The sequence below is a fragment of the Pseudomonas sp. EA_15y_Pfl1_P101 genome (genome assembly GCF_963970835.1).
Lineage (GTDB): Bacteria > Pseudomonadota > Gammaproteobacteria > Pseudomonadales > Pseudomonadaceae > Aquipseudomonas > Aquipseudomonas tritici.
This window is the reverse complement of record NZ_CAXAPA010000006.1, coordinates 50,833-67,925: the sequence shown is the minus strand read 5'-3', so window position 1 is coordinate 67,925 and position 17,093 is coordinate 50,833. Positions and strand designations below refer to the sequence as shown.

Annotated in this window: 16 protein-coding genes and 1 pseudogene; 12 read left to right on the top strand and 5 right to left on the bottom strand. The window is 59.9% G+C overall.

Annotated elements, in window-relative coordinates; translation table 11 throughout:
* Nucleotides 1-591, bottom strand: coding sequence for a YceI family protein (locus AACY36_RS11040; protein ID WP_339414985.1), 591 nt, complete (start codon nt 589-591; stop codon nt 1-3).
* Between the two features lie 59 nt (nt 592-650).
* Here AACY36_RS11040 and AACY36_RS11035 point away from each other — a divergent pair.
* The 4 genes and pseudogenes from AACY36_RS11035 to AACY36_RS11020 form a co-directional block, all read left to right on the top strand.
* Nucleotides 651-737, top strand: a pseudogene (locus AACY36_RS11035) (outer membrane lipoprotein carrier protein LolA); the annotation flags it as partial.
* A 292-nt stretch (nt 738-1,029) separates the two neighbouring features.
* On the top strand, nt 1,030-1,323 hold the full coding sequence (locus AACY36_RS11030) for a DUF3077 domain-containing protein (protein ID WP_339497068.1): 294 nt from the start codon (nt 1,030-1,032) through the stop codon (nt 1,321-1,323).
* Between the two features lie 113 nt (nt 1,324-1,436).
* Nucleotides 1,437-2,930, top strand: a complete 1,494-nt coding sequence (locus AACY36_RS11025; protein WP_339497067.1) for a PAAR domain-containing protein — start codon at nt 1,437-1,439, stop codon at nt 2,928-2,930.
* Nucleotides 2,927-3,316, top strand: coding sequence for a hypothetical protein (locus AACY36_RS11020; protein WP_339414988.1), 390 nt, complete (start codon nt 2,927-2,929; stop codon nt 3,314-3,316). The genes AACY36_RS11025 and AACY36_RS11020 overlap by 4 nt, the downstream gene beginning before the upstream one ends.
* 125 nt (nt 3,317-3,441) lie before the next feature.
* Here AACY36_RS11020 and AACY36_RS11015 read toward each other — a convergent pair whose 3' ends face one another.
* Nucleotides 3,442-3,756: an amidase gene (locus AACY36_RS11015; protein ID WP_339414989.1), complete on the bottom strand. Its 315-nt coding sequence runs from the start codon at nt 3,754-3,756 to the stop codon at nt 3,442-3,444.
* Nucleotides 3,753-4,826, bottom strand: coding sequence for a serine hydrolase domain-containing protein (locus AACY36_RS11010; RefSeq protein ID WP_339415051.1), 1,074 nt, complete (start codon nt 4,824-4,826; stop codon nt 3,753-3,755). The genes AACY36_RS11015 and AACY36_RS11010 overlap by 4 nt, the downstream gene beginning before the upstream one ends.
* A 185-nt stretch (nt 4,827-5,011) precedes the next feature.
* Between AACY36_RS11010 and olsB the strand changes: the two genes are divergently transcribed.
* Nucleotides 5,012-5,767: an L-ornithine N(alpha)-acyltransferase gene (gene olsB / locus AACY36_RS11005; RefSeq protein ID WP_044272710.1), complete on the top strand. Its 756-nt coding sequence runs from the start codon at nt 5,012-5,014 to the stop codon at nt 5,765-5,767.
* Nucleotides 5,767-6,558: a lysophospholipid acyltransferase family protein gene (locus AACY36_RS11000; protein WP_339497181.1), complete on the top strand. Its 792-nt coding sequence runs from the start codon at nt 5,767-5,769 to the stop codon at nt 6,556-6,558. Before olsB ends, AACY36_RS11000 begins: the two co-directional genes overlap by 1 nt.
* A gap of 45 nt (nt 6,559-6,603) precedes the next feature.
* On the opposite strand, the gene AACY36_RS10995 is transcribed toward AACY36_RS11000, so the two are convergent.
* Nucleotides 6,604-7,188: an acyl carrier protein phosphodiesterase gene (locus AACY36_RS10995; RefSeq protein WP_339414990.1), complete on the bottom strand. Its 585-nt coding sequence runs from the start codon at nt 7,186-7,188 to the stop codon at nt 6,604-6,606.
* 154 nt (nt 7,189-7,342) lie between these two features.
* Between AACY36_RS10995 and AACY36_RS10990 the strand changes: the two genes are divergently transcribed.
* The 3 genes from AACY36_RS10990 to AACY36_RS10980 are packed head-to-tail and all read left to right on the top strand — an operon-like array spanning nt 7,343 to nt 9,934.
* Entirely contained in the window at nt 7,343-7,669 is a 327-nt protein-coding gene (locus AACY36_RS10990) for an ArsR/SmtB family transcription factor (protein WP_339414991.1), read from the top strand.
* Between the two features lie 13 nt (nt 7,670-7,682).
* Nucleotides 7,683-8,849 (top strand): MFS transporter, encoded by a 1,167-nt coding sequence (locus tag AACY36_RS10985; protein ID WP_339414992.1) that lies wholly within the window; start codon nt 7,683-7,685, stop codon nt 8,847-8,849.
* 29 nt (nt 8,850-8,878) lie between these two features.
* On the top strand, nt 8,879-9,934 hold the full coding sequence (locus AACY36_RS10980; RefSeq protein WP_339414993.1) for an alkene reductase: 1,056 nt from the start codon (nt 8,879-8,881) through the stop codon (nt 9,932-9,934).
* A gap of 362 nt (nt 9,935-10,296) precedes the next feature.
* On the opposite strand, the gene AACY36_RS10975 is transcribed toward AACY36_RS10980, so the two are convergent.
* On the bottom strand, nt 10,297-10,929 hold the full coding sequence (locus AACY36_RS10975) for a TetR family transcriptional regulator (protein ID WP_339414994.1): 633 nt from the start codon (nt 10,927-10,929) through the stop codon (nt 10,297-10,299).
* Between the two features lie 286 nt (nt 10,930-11,215).
* On the opposite strand from AACY36_RS10975, the gene AACY36_RS10970 reads away from it, so the two are divergent.
* The 3 genes from AACY36_RS10970 to adeC are packed head-to-tail and all read left to right on the top strand — an operon-like array spanning nt 11,216 to nt 16,983.
* Nucleotides 11,216-12,364, top strand: a complete 1,149-nt coding sequence (locus AACY36_RS10970; protein ID WP_339414995.1) for an efflux RND transporter periplasmic adaptor subunit — start codon at nt 11,216-11,218, stop codon at nt 12,362-12,364.
* Between the two features lie 3 nt (nt 12,365-12,367).
* On the top strand, nt 12,368-15,529 hold the full coding sequence (locus AACY36_RS10965) for an efflux RND transporter permease subunit (protein WP_339414996.1): 3,162 nt from the start codon (nt 12,368-12,370) through the stop codon (nt 15,527-15,529).
* Complete coding sequence (gene adeC, locus AACY36_RS10960) at nt 15,526-16,983, top strand: AdeC/AdeK/OprM family multidrug efflux complex outer membrane factor (RefSeq protein WP_339414997.1); 1,458 nt, start codon at nt 15,526-15,528, stop codon at nt 16,981-16,983. Before AACY36_RS10965 ends, adeC begins: the two co-directional genes overlap by 4 nt.
* Nucleotides 16,984-17,093 lie beyond the last annotated feature (110 nt).

The following is a 17,093-nucleotide window of genomic DNA, read 5'->3' as shown; positions in this document are numbered from 1 at the left end:
TCAGCGCGCGGTAAAGATCAGCACCGCACCCACCGGTACCGACAAACTGATCGACGCAAGCCCCGCCGCCTTGCGCAACGCCGCCACACCCGGCGCCAGATCGAAATCTTCGGCATGCAGCACCACCGGTTCCAGGGTCACCACTTGGAAACGTCGGTCGTCCAAGCGCGTGGCCAGCAACTCGGCGCTGTAGGTCTGGGTTTTGCCATGCAGGGTCACGGACAGCGGCAGGCGCAATTCCAACTGCGCTCCGGGCGCGAGATCATTGATGGGTTGCAGATTGATCTGTGCGCTGATCAACGCTTCGGGGAAGGTCTTGATCTCGAACAGCTGATTGCGCATGCGCTCATCGCGCAGCGGAATGCCGCTGTTGACCGACTCCACTTCCACTTCCAACTGCGCCGCACCTTTGCTGTCGACCTTGCCGTGCAGCACTAGGAAGCGGTGGACTTCAGCAATCTCGGTGTTTTTGGTGGTAACGAACGATAGGCGCGAGGATTCGTTATCCAGGTACCAGTCGGCGTGGGCGGGCAGCGCAAAGGCGGCCAAGAGAGCGAAGGCCAGGGGCTTGATTAAAGACGCGTTGAACATAAAGACTCGGATAAGAAAACCTGCGCGAACAGTAGCAAAGCCCTCCTGTAGGAGCGAGCTTGCTCGCGAAAAACGTTAACGATGACACGGGGAACCTGACACCCAACGGCGCTCTCGGGCTTTTCGCGAGCAAGCTCGCTCCTACAAAAAGCCATTTGCCACCGGGTTGCGACGTCGCTCGCATAGCGTTAACCTCTGCCACGTCGCTGCTCATCAGCGACCGGGCGTGGAATCCCGAGAAAGAAGACGCTACAGCGTCGTCATGCAATCAGTCGGCGCTTTTTTGTGCCCGCTGTTTGTGCTTTATGGCGGCTGTACGTGGGAGGCCTTGTGCCTGCCGAGTCGCTTCTTCTCGGATTCCAACCTGCGTACAGCTGCCACCTCCACGCTTGGAATCGTGACTGGCAGCTTTTTTGGTTGTACCAAAGGAGCAAGCTTATGCCGTACGAAATACCCTCAGCCGAAACCATCGGCGCCGCCACCTTCGCAGACTGCGGAGAAAACAAAAACCACCTGAAACTGTTCCGCGTCAACGCCGGGGTTCCTCTTGTGGAAGCCCTCGAACACGCCTCCCACGTGCTCTACTACGCCAAAATGCTCTCCCTTGAAGCCGCCATGGACCCAAGGGCCGAGAGGTTTGCGTTCGCCTCGCATTACTTGGGCGAAATGGGCAAAGCCATCATCGATGACCTGCTGCTGGCGATGCAGCCCGGCACTCCACCTGTGCAATAAGTAATACGCGCCCGATGTACGGCATCGGGCGCCGCAATCCCACCAGATTAATACGACGAAACTCACGGAATCGTCCGACTTTACCCTAAGTAAATCCCTCTCCAAAGTCTGGCTTGCCACTGACTTACTCGTTCTCGTTTACCTCGATTGAGGAAGGTGTGGCAACAACGACTTGGATGATATGGGGCAAGAAAATGAGCAAAGGGCACTATGTTGTTTTAGGGGACCAAACGACGTGCGGCGGACGAATTCTCGAGGGGGATCCAACATTCAAGTTACATGGCCTTCACCGTGCTCTGGAAGGTGCTCGGGTCACTTGCGGAAATCATGCCGGAAACTTCCGGATCCTAGGCGGCATTACCAATATGAGGCGCAAGGGAAAACGTGTTGCCGGCACGCTGGATAGCGTGAGCAGTTGCCCCTGTGGAGCCCGGTTGATTCCTTCGGTGTTAAAGGCCACCTACGAAAAGCGAGAAGCAGAACCGCCAGCGAGTCAGCGGGTTGCTCAACCGAATCATACAGCTGTAAACGGCAACCCAGAAACGCCGTCTCAATCTGCTTTCACGCCTTCCGGTCGTACAGTGCCAACGGCATTCAACGGGGCGCTGGGTCAGGAACCAGGCTTCTATATCGTGCCCAAGAGCATGTCCCGCGAAGCATTGGAGGCCACACTTTTTTCGACAATTGATCCGGCTGTGATGCGTAAGTTTCAATCACTGAATCCCAACACCGGCAACGTCAAAGCCGGCTCGATGATCGTGCTCAGCGATCCGAACAATACTTCCTGCACCTATCAGGAAGCGCAACTGATGCAGGCTGCACAACAAGTCAGCGAATCTCTGGATTCGCTGACGCCTGATGAGGCCGACTTTCTGTATCGACACGGTGCCGAAATCGCCGGTTTCATCGGGCACACCTCAACCTGGCTCGGCGTCAGCGCTGTGGTGATGGAAAAGCACATGAACAACCTGCGCGACACTCTCCAAGCTATCGAACGTTTACATCAAGAAAATTATCGCCAGCACGGCCACCTCAAGTCGTCGCAGTTCTTCACCGATCGCCAGCGTCTCATGAACCAGCTAGATGCCCATCTGCTCAACTCCACGCGCTTACGTGGCCAAACCACCCTGGGCGATCACCCCAAGTTGAAAGCGGCCCTCGGCATTTCCAGTCGTAGCTTGGTGCACCATTGGGACAAGGCCGGTGCGCCGGGGCAGATTCCGGGTTATTCCGCGCATGTGGAAGCGACCAGCCGCGCTACCAGATACATGAAGGCGGGTGGTTACATCGGGATTGGGCTTGGCGGCGTATCCTCCTTGCTGGCGATACAACAGGTTTGCAATAACGATTCCAGGGCGGATTGCGAAAAGATCAAGTTCACAGAGGGTGGACAGTTCGCAGGCTCGGTTGGCGGCGGCGCATTTGGCGGATCGGCCGGCGGTGTTGCTGGTGGCGCTATCTGTCTTGCACTTGGTGTTACGACCGGTATAGGAGGCGTTGTATGTGTCGCGACTTTAGTTGGGGCAGGCGCATGGGCGGGTACGACTATCGGCGGTATGCGTGGAGAACAGATAGGCGAAAAACTGTACGAAAAAACTTTGCCATGACAACGGATGAGTCTTGGAACGCCTGGTTAGAAATCTGGCTTTTGGCCAGCCCATTCCTTCTTGGATTTACTGGTCTCGCGCTTAATCTATATCTTACTCACCGTCACATGGATGCCATAAAAGAGGCTTTGAAAAACAGCCGTTATATCTATCTTTGGGGAGACAGCCTTGGGAAGCGCGGTTTGATTTGGTCTCTTTTGGAAATGTCACAAATTGCCGGAATGATCCTGATGCCAAAGGTGCATATCCGGCATGGCAACTTGGATCCAGTGGACTTTGAAAACTTCCCACCCTATCTAAAACGTCTTTTCATAATCGTTACAACGCTAATCTGTACGGCTCTGATTTGGTTGGCGGCTGCATACATTCTGGCAAAGCTCAGGTAACCCAAACGGGCCTCACCCGAGGCCCGACATCAGCAAAGAATCAGACGCAATACCAGCCAACACGTAAGTTGACTGACCCACCGCCTTCGCGAGCAAGCCCGCTTCCACAGGGGTAATGTGGGGCGTCAGGGCGTCAGGCGGCAACCCTGGCGGTCCCCCAACCACCGCGCACTGTGCGTACGCCCCAACCCACTCGCCGTCACTTCACTGCGCGCCGGGTTGTCGCTGAATGCGCTGGTCGGCACGTATTGCTTTACATACCCACGGCAATACTCGGCCGGGTTGTTCGCCACGTACCGACACGAGCAATACTCCTTGGCGGTGTACGCCGCGATGATGTCGGGGAAGGCTTGCAGGTTGACGCGCTCGTGCCAGATCCACCCCAGCAGGGCGAGGAGCAGCAGGAGGAACAGGCTGGCGAACGGACGACGGCGGATCATGGTTGCACCGCCGCAAGCACGCGCTTGAGCAGTTCGTTGTGGCGGTAGCTGCCGTCGCGGTCGTCGCCATAGCGCACGATCACCAGGCGTTCGTCGGGCATCACGTACAGCGCCTGGCCCCAATGGCCGAGGGCGGCGAAGGTGTCGGCGGGGGCGTCGGGCCAGGGCCGTGGAGTGCCTTGATTGAGCCACCAATGGCCGCCAGGGACGGCTTCGTCCTGGCCGGCTTTGTATTTATCGAACGGCTGGCGATTGAAGGTCACCCAATCCTTTGGCAGCAACTGTTGATCCCCCCAACGCCCATCCCGCGCCATCAGCAGGCCGACGCGCGCCAGGTCGCGGGCGGTGAGGTAGGCGTAGGACGAGGCGACAAAGGTTTCATCGGCGTCGGTTTCCCACGTGGCACTGCGGATACCCAAGGGCTTGAACAGTGCGTCCCAGGGGTAACTCATATAAGCCTTGAGGCCGAGCATGCCTTTGAGGGCGGCGGACAGGATGTTGGTGTCGCCGCTGGAGTAACGAAAGGCCTGGCCGGGTGCGCTGGCCGCCTCCGTGTCCGCTGCAAAGTCAGCCATATCGGCGCGGCCACGGGTGTAGAGCATCGCCACCACCGAAGAGTTCAGTGGCGCGTATTCGTAGTCTTCCTGCCAGTCCAGGCCCGAGGCCCAGTGCAGCAAATCGGCCATGGTCACGGTTGGGTGTTGCTTCATCGGCGGGTAGAAGCGCGCGACCGGGTCGGTCAATTTAAAGCGGTTATCGCCATAGGCCACGCCCAGCACGGTGGCCATCAGGCTTTTACTGATGGACCAGGTGAGGTGCGGCGTGCTGGCCGTGGTGGGCGCGGCGTAGCGTTCGTAGATAACCTCGCCGTCGCGGATCACCAGCAACGCGTCGGTGCGAATGCCTTGGCGAGTGGTGTCGTCTCGCGCAGGGAAAGCGTAGGCATCCAAGGCGTCGACGGCAGGACCTGCGAGCGGTGTGCCCTTGGCCCATTCTTTGTCGGGCCAGGTTTCGGCGTGGACGGTAACGGTGACGAGTAGCAAGGCAACGCACAACAGGCCTCTGACCATGGACGCAAACTCAAGGAGGGCATTCAAGCCCGCGAGCCTAGCGCAGGCCAATGACAGATTTGCTACACGGAGGCTGTCACCCAACCGTCACCGTAAGTTCATGGAGATGACACCGAGCCTACATAGCCTGACTTTGGACAACAAAGTCGACTGGCCGCAACCTGGCCGGCACCCGGAGACTCGCTATGACTCAGATCGCCCGCATCAGCGACAAAGGCAATGAACGCCGTCTGCAAGCCGAACGCCTGGTGGGCGCCAAGGCCTTGCAGGAAGCCCAGGCCCTGCGGTTCAACGTGTTCAGCGGCGAGTTCAACGCCAAGCTGAAAGGCGCGGAACTGGGCCTGGACATGGATGACTATGATGTTCACTGCAGCCACATCGGCGTGCGGGACTTGAACAGCGGTCGATTGGTCGCCACCACCCGTTTGCTCGATCACCAGGCCGCCAGCACCCTGGGACGATTCTACAGCGAAGAAGAGTTCAGCCTGCACGGTTTACTGCACTTGCAGGGCCCGATCCTGGAAATCGGCCGCACCTGCGTCGACCCCGCCTACCGTAACGGCGGCACGATCGCCGTGTTGTGGGGCGAGTTGGCCGAAGTGTTGAACCAAGGCGGCTACAGCTACCTGATGGGGTGCGCAAGCATCCCGATGCACGACGGCGGCATCCAGGCTCACGCGATCATGCAGCGTCTGCGCGAACGCTACCTGTGCAACGAACACCTGCGTGCCGAACCGAAGAAACCACTGCCGGCACTGGACCTGCCGTCCAACGTAATCGCCGAGATGCCACCGCTGCTCAAGGCCTATATGCGCCTGGGTGCGAAGATCTGCGGCGAGCCGTGCTGGGATGAAGACTTCCAAGTGGCCGACGTGTTCATCCTGCTCAAGCGCGATGAGCTATGCCCGCGTTACGCCCGCCACTTCAAGGCCGCCATGTGATGAGCCGCCTGCGGATTTACGGGCGCATTGCCCGCGTGTTGGTGGTGGTGGCGCTGGGCTTGAGCATGGCCAGCGTGTTTGGCCTGTTTGAGCGTTTGGGCGTAGCCAACTCGATGGTGCGCCGCCAGCGCTGGTCGCGGCTCTTCATGGCGCGCCTGACCAATGCCCTGCCCTTTCGCGTGACGGTGCACGGCGAGTTGCCAACGCAGCCGATGCTGTGGGTGAGCAACCACGTGTCCTGGACCGATATTCCGCTGCTGGGCGCTGTGGCACCGATGTCGTTCTTGTCCAAGGCCGAAGTGCGCACCTGGCCGGTGGCCGGCTGGTTGGCGGCTAAAGCGGGCAGCCTGTTTATCCGCAGGGGTTCGGGTGACAGCCAGTTGATCCGCAAGCAGATGACCCGTCATCTGGAGCAACAGCACCCGCTGCTGATGTTCCCGGAAGGCACCACCACCGACGGCCGCAGCCTGCGCACGTTCCACGGGCGCTTGCTGGCCAGTGCGATCGATGCGGATGTGTCGCTGCAACCGGTGGCGATCCGTTATTTGCGCGACGGCCAAGCGGACCCACTGGCACCGTTTATTGGCGATGATGATTTGCTGTCGCACCTGATGCGTCTGTTTGGCAATGACCAGGGTGATGTGGAGATTCACGTGCTCAAGCCTATTGCCTGTGCCGGGCAGGAACGTGCGGCGCTGGCTTATCAGGCGCAGCAGGCGGTGCAGATAGCGTTGTTCGGGCCGCTGCCGGAGGCAGAACAAGTGGATGCTCGACCGGCGTTCGCGGCCTGAGGCGAGCAGGGTCAAAATAATGTGGGAGCGGGCCCGCCCCCACATTTAGATCCCAATAGTCAGTTGGGCTTGTGCAAATTTCTGCAGCTCGGGGTAGAACACTCGAAAGTCTTCACTCAACGGCTCATATAACACCTGCAACTCCTGCATGGCATGTCGCAGTTCCTCGGGCTGTGTCAGCCGCCGCGAGATCCCGCGCAACACCTGCTCCATCACCGCAAACTCGCGGTAAGAACCCAACCAATCATCCGCCGCCATATACGGCGCAATCTGCGCCAGCCGCCCCGGCAACTGCGGCTCGGCCGCCAGCACGCGGTACACCTGGGACGTGAAGCGCTCCAGCGGCTGGTCAGCATACAGCGCCCAATCCCGCGCCAGGCAGTGGTCGAAAAACACATCGAGGACGATCCCGGCATAGCGCCGGCGGGTCAGGCTGAAGCGTGACAACGCCTCACCCACCAACGGGTGACTGTCGGTAAAACGATCAATCGAGCGGTGCAGCTGGATCGCCGATTCGATTTGCGGGCCGAACTGACCCTGCAGGCGCCCTTTGACGAAATCGCCATACAGGCTACCCAGCAATTGCGCAGGAAGTTGGCCGCCCAAGTGCAGATGTGCGAGATAATTCATGGCGCGCAGTCTATCACTGCCAGCAACGTATCGTTATAACCCGATATACCGATTAAGCCTAGGTTCAGATCAAAATCATATTGGTATATCGGGATAGAGCGATTTAAAGTTCGCCTCATCGCGATATAACGCTTTACGAAACCGAGCACCTGCCATGTCCATCGACCTCGACGAAATAATAAAAGCCCTGGCGCACCCAGTACGACGAGACATCCTCACTTGGCTGAAAGACCCGAAAGTGCAGTTCCCCGAGCAACTGCACAACCACGAATACGGCATCTGCGCCGGTCAGATCGATCAGCGCTGCGGCTTGTCCCAGTCGACCGTGTCGGCCCACCTGGCCACCTTGCAACGCGCAGGTTTGATCAGCAGCCAGAAGGCCGGCCAGTGGCACTTTTTCAAACGCAACGAGGAAACCATCCAGGCCTTCCTTGCGGCGCTCATCACTGAACTCAGCGCTGACGAAAACGTAGCGTTGTAACAAGGAAACGATAATGCCCCTCTCGCTACTCATACTGGCCCTCAGCGCCTTCGCCATCGGTACCACCGAGTTCGTCATCATGGGCTTGCTGCCCGATGTAGCGGCGGACCTGGGTGTGTCGATTCCCGGCGCAGGCTGGCTGGTCACCGGCTACGCCTTGGGTGTGGCCATCGGTGCACCGTTCATGGCACTGGCCACCGCCAAGCTGCCACGCAAGGCGGCACTGGTAGCGTTGATGGGTATCTTCATTATCGGCAACCTCCTCTGCGCCCTGGCCAGTGACTACAACGTGCTGATGTTTGCCCGCGTCGTCACCGCACTGTGCCACGGAGCTTTCTTTGGGATTGGTTCAGTGGTAGCGGCCAACCTGGTGCCGGCCAACAAGCGTGCCTCGGCCGTAGCCTTGATGTTCACCGGTTTGACCCTGGCCAACGTGCTTGGCGTACCACTGGGTACCGCACTGGGCCAAGAAGCCGGCTGGCGCTCGACGTTCTGGGCGGTGACGGTGATGGGTGTGGTGGCGTTGATTGGCTTGATCCGTTTCCTGCCCGCCAAGCGTGATGAAGAGAAACTCGACATGCGCGCCGAACTGGCCGCGCTCAAAGGCGCCGGCATCTGGCTGTCGCTGAGCATGACCGCGCTGTTCGCCGCGTCTATGTTCACCCTCTTCACCTACGTTGCGCCGCTGCTCGGCGATGTCACCGGCGTGTCGCCCACAGGCGTGACCTGGACCCTGCTGCTGATCGGCCTGGGCCTCACCGTGGGCAATATCATTGGCGGCAAGCTGGCGGACAAACGCCTGGCGGCCACCCTGATCGGCGTGTTCATCAGTATGGCGGTAGTTTCCACCGCGCTGACCTGGACCAGCGTCGCCATCATCCCGACTGAAATCACCTTGTTTCTGTGGGCCACCGCCTCGTTCGCCGCCGTGCCTGCGTTGCAGATCAACGTGGTGACCTTTGGCAAGGCCGCACCGAACCTGGTGTCCACCCTGAACATCGGCGCCTTCAACATCGGCAACGCCCTTGGCGCCTGGGTCGGCGGCAGTGTGATAGCCCACGGTTTCGGCCTGACCAGTGTGCCGTTAGCCGCAGCGGCCCTGGCGATCCTCGCGCTGGTGGTGACCCTGATTACTTTCCGTCAGAGCGGCGATGCCGGCCTGGCCCCTGCGACCAACTGATCCACTTCAAAGACAAAGGTATTTTCCCGATGACGACTATTTTCGATCCGATCAAACTGGGCGACCTGGAACTGTCGAACCGCATCATCATGGCGCCGCTGACCCGCTGCCGTGCAGACGACGGTCGCGTACCCAACGCGCTGATGGCCGAGTACTACGTGCAACGCGCTTCCGCCGGGCTGATCCTCAGCGAAGCCACTTCCGTGACGCCGCTGGGCGTGGGCTACCCGGATACCCCAGGCATCTGGTCCAACGACCAGGTACGCGGCTGGGCCAACGTGACCAAGGCGATTCATGGCGCAGGCGGCAAGATCTTCCTGCAGCTGTGGCATGTGGGCCGTATTTCCCACGAGTCGTACTTGAACGGCGAAACTCCGGTTGCACCGAGTGCGATCCAACCTAAAGGACACGTCAGCCTGGTGCGCCCACTGGCCGACTACCCGACCCCTCGCGCGCTGGAAACCGCTGAAATCGCCGACATCGTCGACGCATACCGCACCGGTGCCGAGAACGCCAAGGCCGCCGGTTTTGACGGCGTGGAAATCCACGGTGCCAATGGCTACCTGCTCGACCAATTCCTGCAAAGCAGCACCAACCAGCGTACCGACAACTACGGTGGCTCCCTGGAAAACCGTGCACGCCTGCTGCTGGAAGTGACTGACGCCGCCATCGAAGTCTGGGGCGCCGGTCGCGTGGGTGTGCACTTGGCACCACGCGCCGACTCCCATGACATGGGCGACGACAACCTGGCGCAGACCTTCACCTACGTCGCCAGCGAATTGGGCAAGCGTGGCATCGCCTTCATCTGCTCGCGTGAAAAGGAAGGCGCTGACAGCCTCGGCCCACAACTCAAAAAAGCCTTTGGCGGTATGTACATTGCCAACGAACGCTTCACCAAGGACAGCGCCAATGCCTGGCTGGCTGAAGGCAAGGCGGATGCGGTGGCCTGGGGCGTGCCGTTTATTGCCAACCCGGACTTGCCAGCGCGGCTGAAGGCGGATGCGCCGCTGAATGAGCCACGCCCGGACACCTTCTACAGCAAGGGCCCGGTCGGTTATATCGACTACCCGACGCTGGCGCTCTGACGTAACGTGCTGAAATGAAAAAGCCCCGGTTCGCAGGAACCGGGGCTTTTTTACTCGTACCTTGAACACACCAACGACCCCATGTGTGCGGGCTTGCCCGCGATGGCGGTGTTTCAGTAACAGGTGAAGTGACTGATCCACCGCCATCGCAGGTAAGCCAGCCCCCACATTTCGAATGTGTGCAGCCAGGGGTAACATTCCTTCACAGCCCTGCAACAAAATCGCTACAAAATACTTAGCCGGCTACCTATCAACCACCCGCCAGCCCGTATATAAAGTCATCCCACCAATCAGGCAGAAGGACGATTGACCATCCTTATGCTTTACTCGTGACACAACCTGACGCAATTACGCATGTTGTCTCAATTGCGCAGGCTGGGGCTCCAGCGCAGCATGTCCAGCCCTGCGTCCACCCAGCGCTCGGCTTCCTGATGTAGCTGGAAGCTGTCGGGGACCAGCAGCCATTGGCCGATCAGCCCGTTGATGTAGGCGTGGATACACACCGCGCCACGGGTGGTGTCGAGGTTTTCCGGCAGTTGCCCGCGATGGACCGCGTTACGCAATGTCAGGCTGATGCGCAGGTTGCATTCCAGGCTGTGGGTCTGACGCTGGCGGCGCATGTCGCACATTTCATCGGTGAATTCGCACTTATGGAACAAGATCTCGTTGATGCGCCGGGTTTTCGGGTCCAAGGCCACTTGATGGAACAAATGAATCAGCAGCTTGCGCATGCAGCCCAGCGGGTCGAGTTCGTCCTCGCTTTCACTGGCCCTGGCCAATTCGTCCAGCGGCTCATGAAGGGTATCGAGCAGCGCCTGCAGCAAATCGGATTTGTTGCTGAAATGCCAGTAGATAGCACCCCGCGTCACACCGGCCAGCGCGGCGATGTCCGCCAGCGTAGTGCGCGCAACGCCGCGCTCATAGAAGGCTTGCTCGGCGGCTTGGAGGATCTGGCTGCGCGTTTCCTGAGCTTCCTCTTTAGTGCGACGAACCATGGCAGTAAAACCTCAATCAGGACACTTGAGACTATCGTTAAGGCAGAATTAATCGCCGGTAATGATCATCTGAATATTTGTGGGACGACACCGTCATGGGTGCCGAACGTAATGGAATCGAGGCTTTGGGCGTTGCTTTGTCAACATTGCGCAAAGCCTGTCAAGAGTTTACAAACAACCATGAACGTAAGTATATTGCGTAGCAAGCTACTTATCCACTCGCCATTTGTTTTTTACCTTTCCACACTGCTGGTGCGCACTCTGCGCGCCTGACCCGAGGATCTTCATGCAACTTAAGCCAGCTGTTACCGCTCTGGTCACTGCCGTCGCCCTGGCATCGCTGCTCAGCGGATGTAAAAAGGAAGAAGCGGCTCCGCCCGCTCAAACCCCTCAGGTCGGCGTGGTCACCATTCAACCGCAAGCCTTTACCCTGACAACCGAGTTGCCAGGCCGTACTACCGCCTACCGCATCGCGGAAGTTCGCCCGCAGGTCAACGGCATCATTCTCAAGCGCCTGTTCAAGGAAGGCGCGGACGTGAAGGAAGGGCAACAGCTCTACCAGATCGACCCATCGATGTATGAAGCCACTCTGAAAAGCGCGCAAGCCACCCTGACCCAGACCAAATCCATCACCGACCGCTACAAGCAGTTGGTCGATGAGCAAGCCGTGAGCCGTCAGGAATACGACACCGCCGTCGCCAACCGCATGACCGCAGAAGCAAACGTTCAAAGCGCGCAGATCAACGTGCGTTACACCAAGGTGTACGCGCCGATCGCCGGTCGCATCGGCCGTTCTTTGGTCACCGAAGGCGCGCTGGTCAGCAACGGCCAAGCCGACTCCATGGCCGTCATCCAGCAACTCGACCCGATCTACGTCGACGTCACGCAGTCTTCGGTAGAAATGCTGAAACTGCGCCGCGACCTGGAAAGCGGCCAGCTGGAAAAAGCCGGCGCCAATGCCGCCAAGGTCAAGCTGACCCTGGAAGACGGCAGCGACTACGGCCAGGATGGCAAGCTGGAATTCTCCGAAGTGTCGGTTGACCAGACCACCGGTTCCGTGACCCTGCGCGCCGTGTTCCCCAACCCTGACCACACCCTGCTGCCTGGCATGTTCGTACACGCCCAGTTGAAAGCCGGCGTGAACAGCAAGGCGATCCTGGCTCCGCAACAAGGCGTAACCCGCGACCTCAAAGGCATCCCGACGGCCCTGATCGTCAATGCCGACAACAAAGTCGAGCAGCGCGTCCTGGTCGCCAACCGCACCGTCGGCGCCTACTGGCTGGTGGAGAAAGGCTTGAACGCCGGTGACCGTGTGATCACCGAAGGCTTGCAGTACGTCAAGCCTGGCGCCGAAGTCAAGGTTAAGGAGGCGGATAACGCCAAGCCTGCGGGAACGGTTGCTGCTCCTGCTGCCACTACGGGCAAAGGGGAGTAATTCATGTCGAAATTTTTTATCGACCGTCCCATTTTCGCCTGGGTAATTGCCCTGGTGATCATGCTGGTCGGGGCACTGTCGATCCTGAAGTTGCCCATCAACCAATACCCGGCCATCGCGCCAACCGCCATCGACATCCAGGTGACCTACCCAGGCGCGTCGGCACAAACCGTGCAGGACACCGTGGTGCAGGTGATCGAGCAACAGCTCAACGGTATCGACAACCTGCGTTATGTCGCCTCGGACAGTAACTCCGACGGCAGCATGACCATCACCGCGACGTTCAACCAGGGTACCAACCCGGACATCGCCCAGGTTCAGGTGCAGAACAAACTGAACCTGGCGACCCCACTGCTGCCGCAAGAAGTGCAGCAGCAGGGTATCCGCGTGACCAAGTCGGTGAAGAACTTCCTGATGGTGATTGGGCTGGTGTCGGAAGACGGCAGCATGAACAAGGACGACTTGTCCAACTACATCGTGTCCAACATCCAGGACCCGATCTCGCGGACCGCGGGTGTCGGTGACTTCCAGGTGTTCGGTTCGCAGTACGCCATGCGTATCTGGCTGGACCCGGCCAAGCTGAACAACTTCCAGTTGACCCCGGTCGATGTCAGCACGGCCATCTCCGCACAGAACGTCCAGGTCGCCACCGGCCAGTTGGGCGGCCTGCCTGCCCTACCCGGCAACCAGCTGAACGCAACCATCATCGGCAAGACCCGTCTGCAAACCGCAGAGCAATTCGGCAACATCCTGATGAAGGTGAACAGCGACGGCTCCCAGGTTCGCCTGCGTGATGTGGCCCGTATCGAACTGGGTGGCCAGAACTACAGCATCAGCGCGCAGTTCAACGGTAATCCGGCTTCCGGTATGGCGATCAAGCTCGCTTCGGGTGCTAACGCCCTCGACACCGCCAAGGCTATCCGCGCCACAGTGGCGTCCCTGGAACCGTTCTTCCCGCCAGGCATGAAGGCGGTGGTGCCGTATGACACCACGCCTGTAGTGACCGAATCGATCTCCGGCGTGGTGCACACCCTGGTCGAAGCGATCGTGCTGGTGTTCCTGGTGATGTTCCTGTTCCTGCAGAACTTCCGCGCCACCATCATCACCACCATGACGGTGCCGGTGGTATTGCTGGGTACCTTCGGGATCCTCGCGGCGTTCGGCTTCACCATCAACACCCTGACCATGTTCGGCATGATCCTGGCCATCGGCTTGCTGGTGGACGATGCCATCGTGGTGGTGGAAAACGTTGAGCGGGTAATGGCCGAGGAACACCTGTCGCCGAAAGAGGCGACGGTCAAGTCCATGGGCCAGATCCAGGGCGCCTTGGTGGGTATTGCCCTGGTGCTGTCGGCGGTACTGTTGCCGATGGCCTTCTTTGGCGGCTCCACCGGTGTGATCTACAAACAGTTCTCCATCACCATTGTTTCGGCCATGGCGCTGTCGGTACTGGTTGCCCTGATCTTCACCCCGGCCTTGTGCGCCACAATGCTCAAGCCGATCGACCCTGAAAAACACGGCCAACCCAAGCGCGGTTTCTTCGGCTGGTTCAACCGCACCTTCGACCGTGGCGTACTGAGCTACGAGCGCGGCGTGGGCAACATGATCAAGCACAAGATCCCGGCGTTCCTGGTGTACGCACTGATCTTCGCCGGCATGATCTGGCTGTTCATGCGCATCCCTGCCGCGTTCCTGCCCGATGAGGACCAGGGCGTGATCTTTGCCCAGGTGCAGACGCCTGTGGGTTCTTCGGCTGAACGTACGCAGAAAGTCATCGATGACATGCGTAGATACCTGCTCAATGACAAGGAAGGCGAGCCTGGCGAAGGCAAAGGCGTGAAATCGGTATTTACCGTAAACGGCTTCAACTTCGCCGGTCGTGGCCAGAGTTCGGGCCTGGCCTTCGTGATGCTCAAGCCGTGGGATGAACGTGATGCGTCCACCTCCGTGTTTGAAATCGCCAAGCGCGCCCAGGGTTACTTCATGCAGACCTTCCAGGACGCCATGGTATTCGCCATTGTGCCGCCGTCTGTTCTGGAACTGGGTAACGCCACCGGTTTCGACGTGTTCCTGCAAGACCAGGGCGGTGTCGGCCATGAGAAGTTGATGGCGGCCCGTAACCAGTTCCTGGGCATGGCTGCCCAGAGCAAGATCCTCGCAGGTGTGCGCCCCAACGGCGTGAACGATGAGCCGCAGTATGAGCTCACCGTCGATGACGAGAAGGCCAGCGCCCAGGGCATCACGTTGTCGAACATCAATCAGACCCTGGCAATTGCCTTGGGTGGCAGCTACGTCAACGACTTCATCGACCGTGGTCGGGTGAAGAAAGTCTACGTGCAAGGTGAAGCCGCCAGCCGCATGTCGCCTGAAGACCTGAACAAATGGTACGTGCGCAGCGACTCCGGGAAGATGGTGCCGCTGTCGGCCATCGCCTCGGGCAAGTGGATCTACGGCTCGCCGAAGCTCTCGCGCTATAACGGTGTGGCGGCGATGGAGATCCTCGGCACCCCGGCACCGGGCTACAGCACCGGTGACGCCATGACGGAAGTCGAACGCATCGCCAAGCAATTGCCGGCGGGTATCGGCTACGCCTGGACGGGCTTGTCGTACGAAGAACGCTTGTCCGGTTCTCAGGCACCTGCGCTGTACGCTTTGTCGCTGCTCGTGGTGTTCCTGTGCCTGGCGGCACTGTACGAAAGCTGGTCGATCCCGATTGCGGTGGTACTCGTAGTGCCGCTGGGCGTGGTGGGTGCGTTGATCGCCACCAGCATGCGCGGGTTGTCCAACGACGTGTTCTTCCAGGTGGGCCTGTTGGTGACGGTGGGCCTGGCGGCGAAAAACGCCATCCTGATCGTGGAGTTCGCCAAAGAGCTTCACGAACAGGGCAAAGGCATCGTCGAGGCGGCCATCGAGGCGTCCCGTATGCGTCTGCGTCCGATCATCATGACCTCCATGGCGTTCATCCTCGGCGTACTGCCGCTGGCGATCTCCTCAGGCGCAGGTTCAGGCAGCCAGCACGCGATCGGTACCGGTGTAATTGGCGGTATGATCACGGCCACAGTGTTGGCGATCTTCTGGGTGCCGTTGTTCTTTGCAACCGTGTCCGCCATCGGCGACCGTAAACCGAAAGAAACCAAGCAAACTCCTAAAGAGGCTGGCCAATGAGCAAGTCGCTACTTTCCCTAGCCGTCACGGCATTCGTGCTCAGTGGCTGCTCGCTGATACCTGACTATCAGCGCCCCGAAGCGCCAGTGGCCGCGCAGTTCCCGCAGGGGCCGGCGTATTCGTCGGCCCAGGCACCGAGCCAGGCCGCTGCCGAACAGGGCTGGAAGCAGTTTTTCCATGACCCTGCCCTGCAACAGTTGATCCAGACCGCGCTGGTGAACAACCGTGACCTGCGCGTTGCGGCCCTGAACATCGACGCCTACGCGGCGCAGTACCGCATCCAGCGTGCCGACCTGTTCCCGGCAGTGTCGGCTAATGGCAGCGGCAGCCGCCAGCGTGTGCCGGCCCGTGCCTCCCAGACCGGCGAAGCGAACATCACCAGCCAATACTCGGCCACCCTCGGGATCAGCTCTTATGAGCTGGACCTGTTCGGTCGCGTACGCAGCCTGAGTGAAGAAGCGCTGCAGAAGTACTTCGCCACTGAAGAAGCCCGCCGCAGCACCCAGATCAGCCTGGTGGCCAGCGTGGCCAATGCCTACCTGACCTGGCAAGCCGATAAGGAACTGCTCAAGCTGACCCAGGACACCCTGGGCGCCTTCGAGCAGAGCTTCAAGCTCACCTCGCGCAGCAACGAAGTCGGCGTGACCTCGGCCCTCGACCTGAGCCAGGCACGCACCTCGGTGGAAAACGCCCGGGTGCAGCTTGCCCGGTATACGCGCCAGGTGGCCCAGGACGAAAACAGCCTGACCCTGCTGCTGGGCACTGGCCTGCCGGCGAATATCGCCAGCAAGCCGCTGTCGGATGACCTGCTCAGCGAAGTGCCGGCCGGGTTGCCCTCGGACCTGCTGCAACGTCGTCCAGACATCCTGCAGGCCGAGTACAACCTCAAGGCGGCCAACGCCAACATCGGCGCCGCCCGTGCTGCGTTCTTCCCGAGCATCAGCTTGACGGCCAACGCCGGCACCCTGAGCCCGGACCTCGGCGGCCTGTTCAAAGGCGGCTCGGGCACCTGGTCGTTCGCTCCGCAGATCAACATCCCGATCTTCAACGCCGGCAGCTTGCGCGCCAGCCTGGACTACTCGAAGATCCAGAAAGAGATCAACGTGGCGAACTACGAGAAGGCGATCCAGACCGGCTTCCAGGAGGTCTCCGACGGCCTCGCCGCGCGTGAGACCTACAAGCAGCAACTGGAGGCCCAGCGTGGCTTTGTCGCGGCCAACCAGGATTACTACCGCCTGGCCGAGCGTCGCTACCGCATTGGTGTCGACAGCAACCTGACGTTCCTTGACGCTCAGCGCCAACTGTTCAGTGCCCAGCAGTCGCTGATCACCGACCGCCTGGCGCAGTTGAACAGCGAGGTCAACCTGTACAAGGCCCTCGGCGGCGGCTGGAACGAGCAGAGCGCGAAGAACGAGCCGTTGAAAGAAGAAGCACCGGCACTGAAGTTGTTCTGATGCGGTTGTAAAAAAGTAACGCCGCTGTAAACAAAACCGCTTCCCTCACCGGAAGCGGTTTTTTTATGCCTGATGGGTGGCCGCCGGCTTTTGTAGTGAGCGGGCTCAAA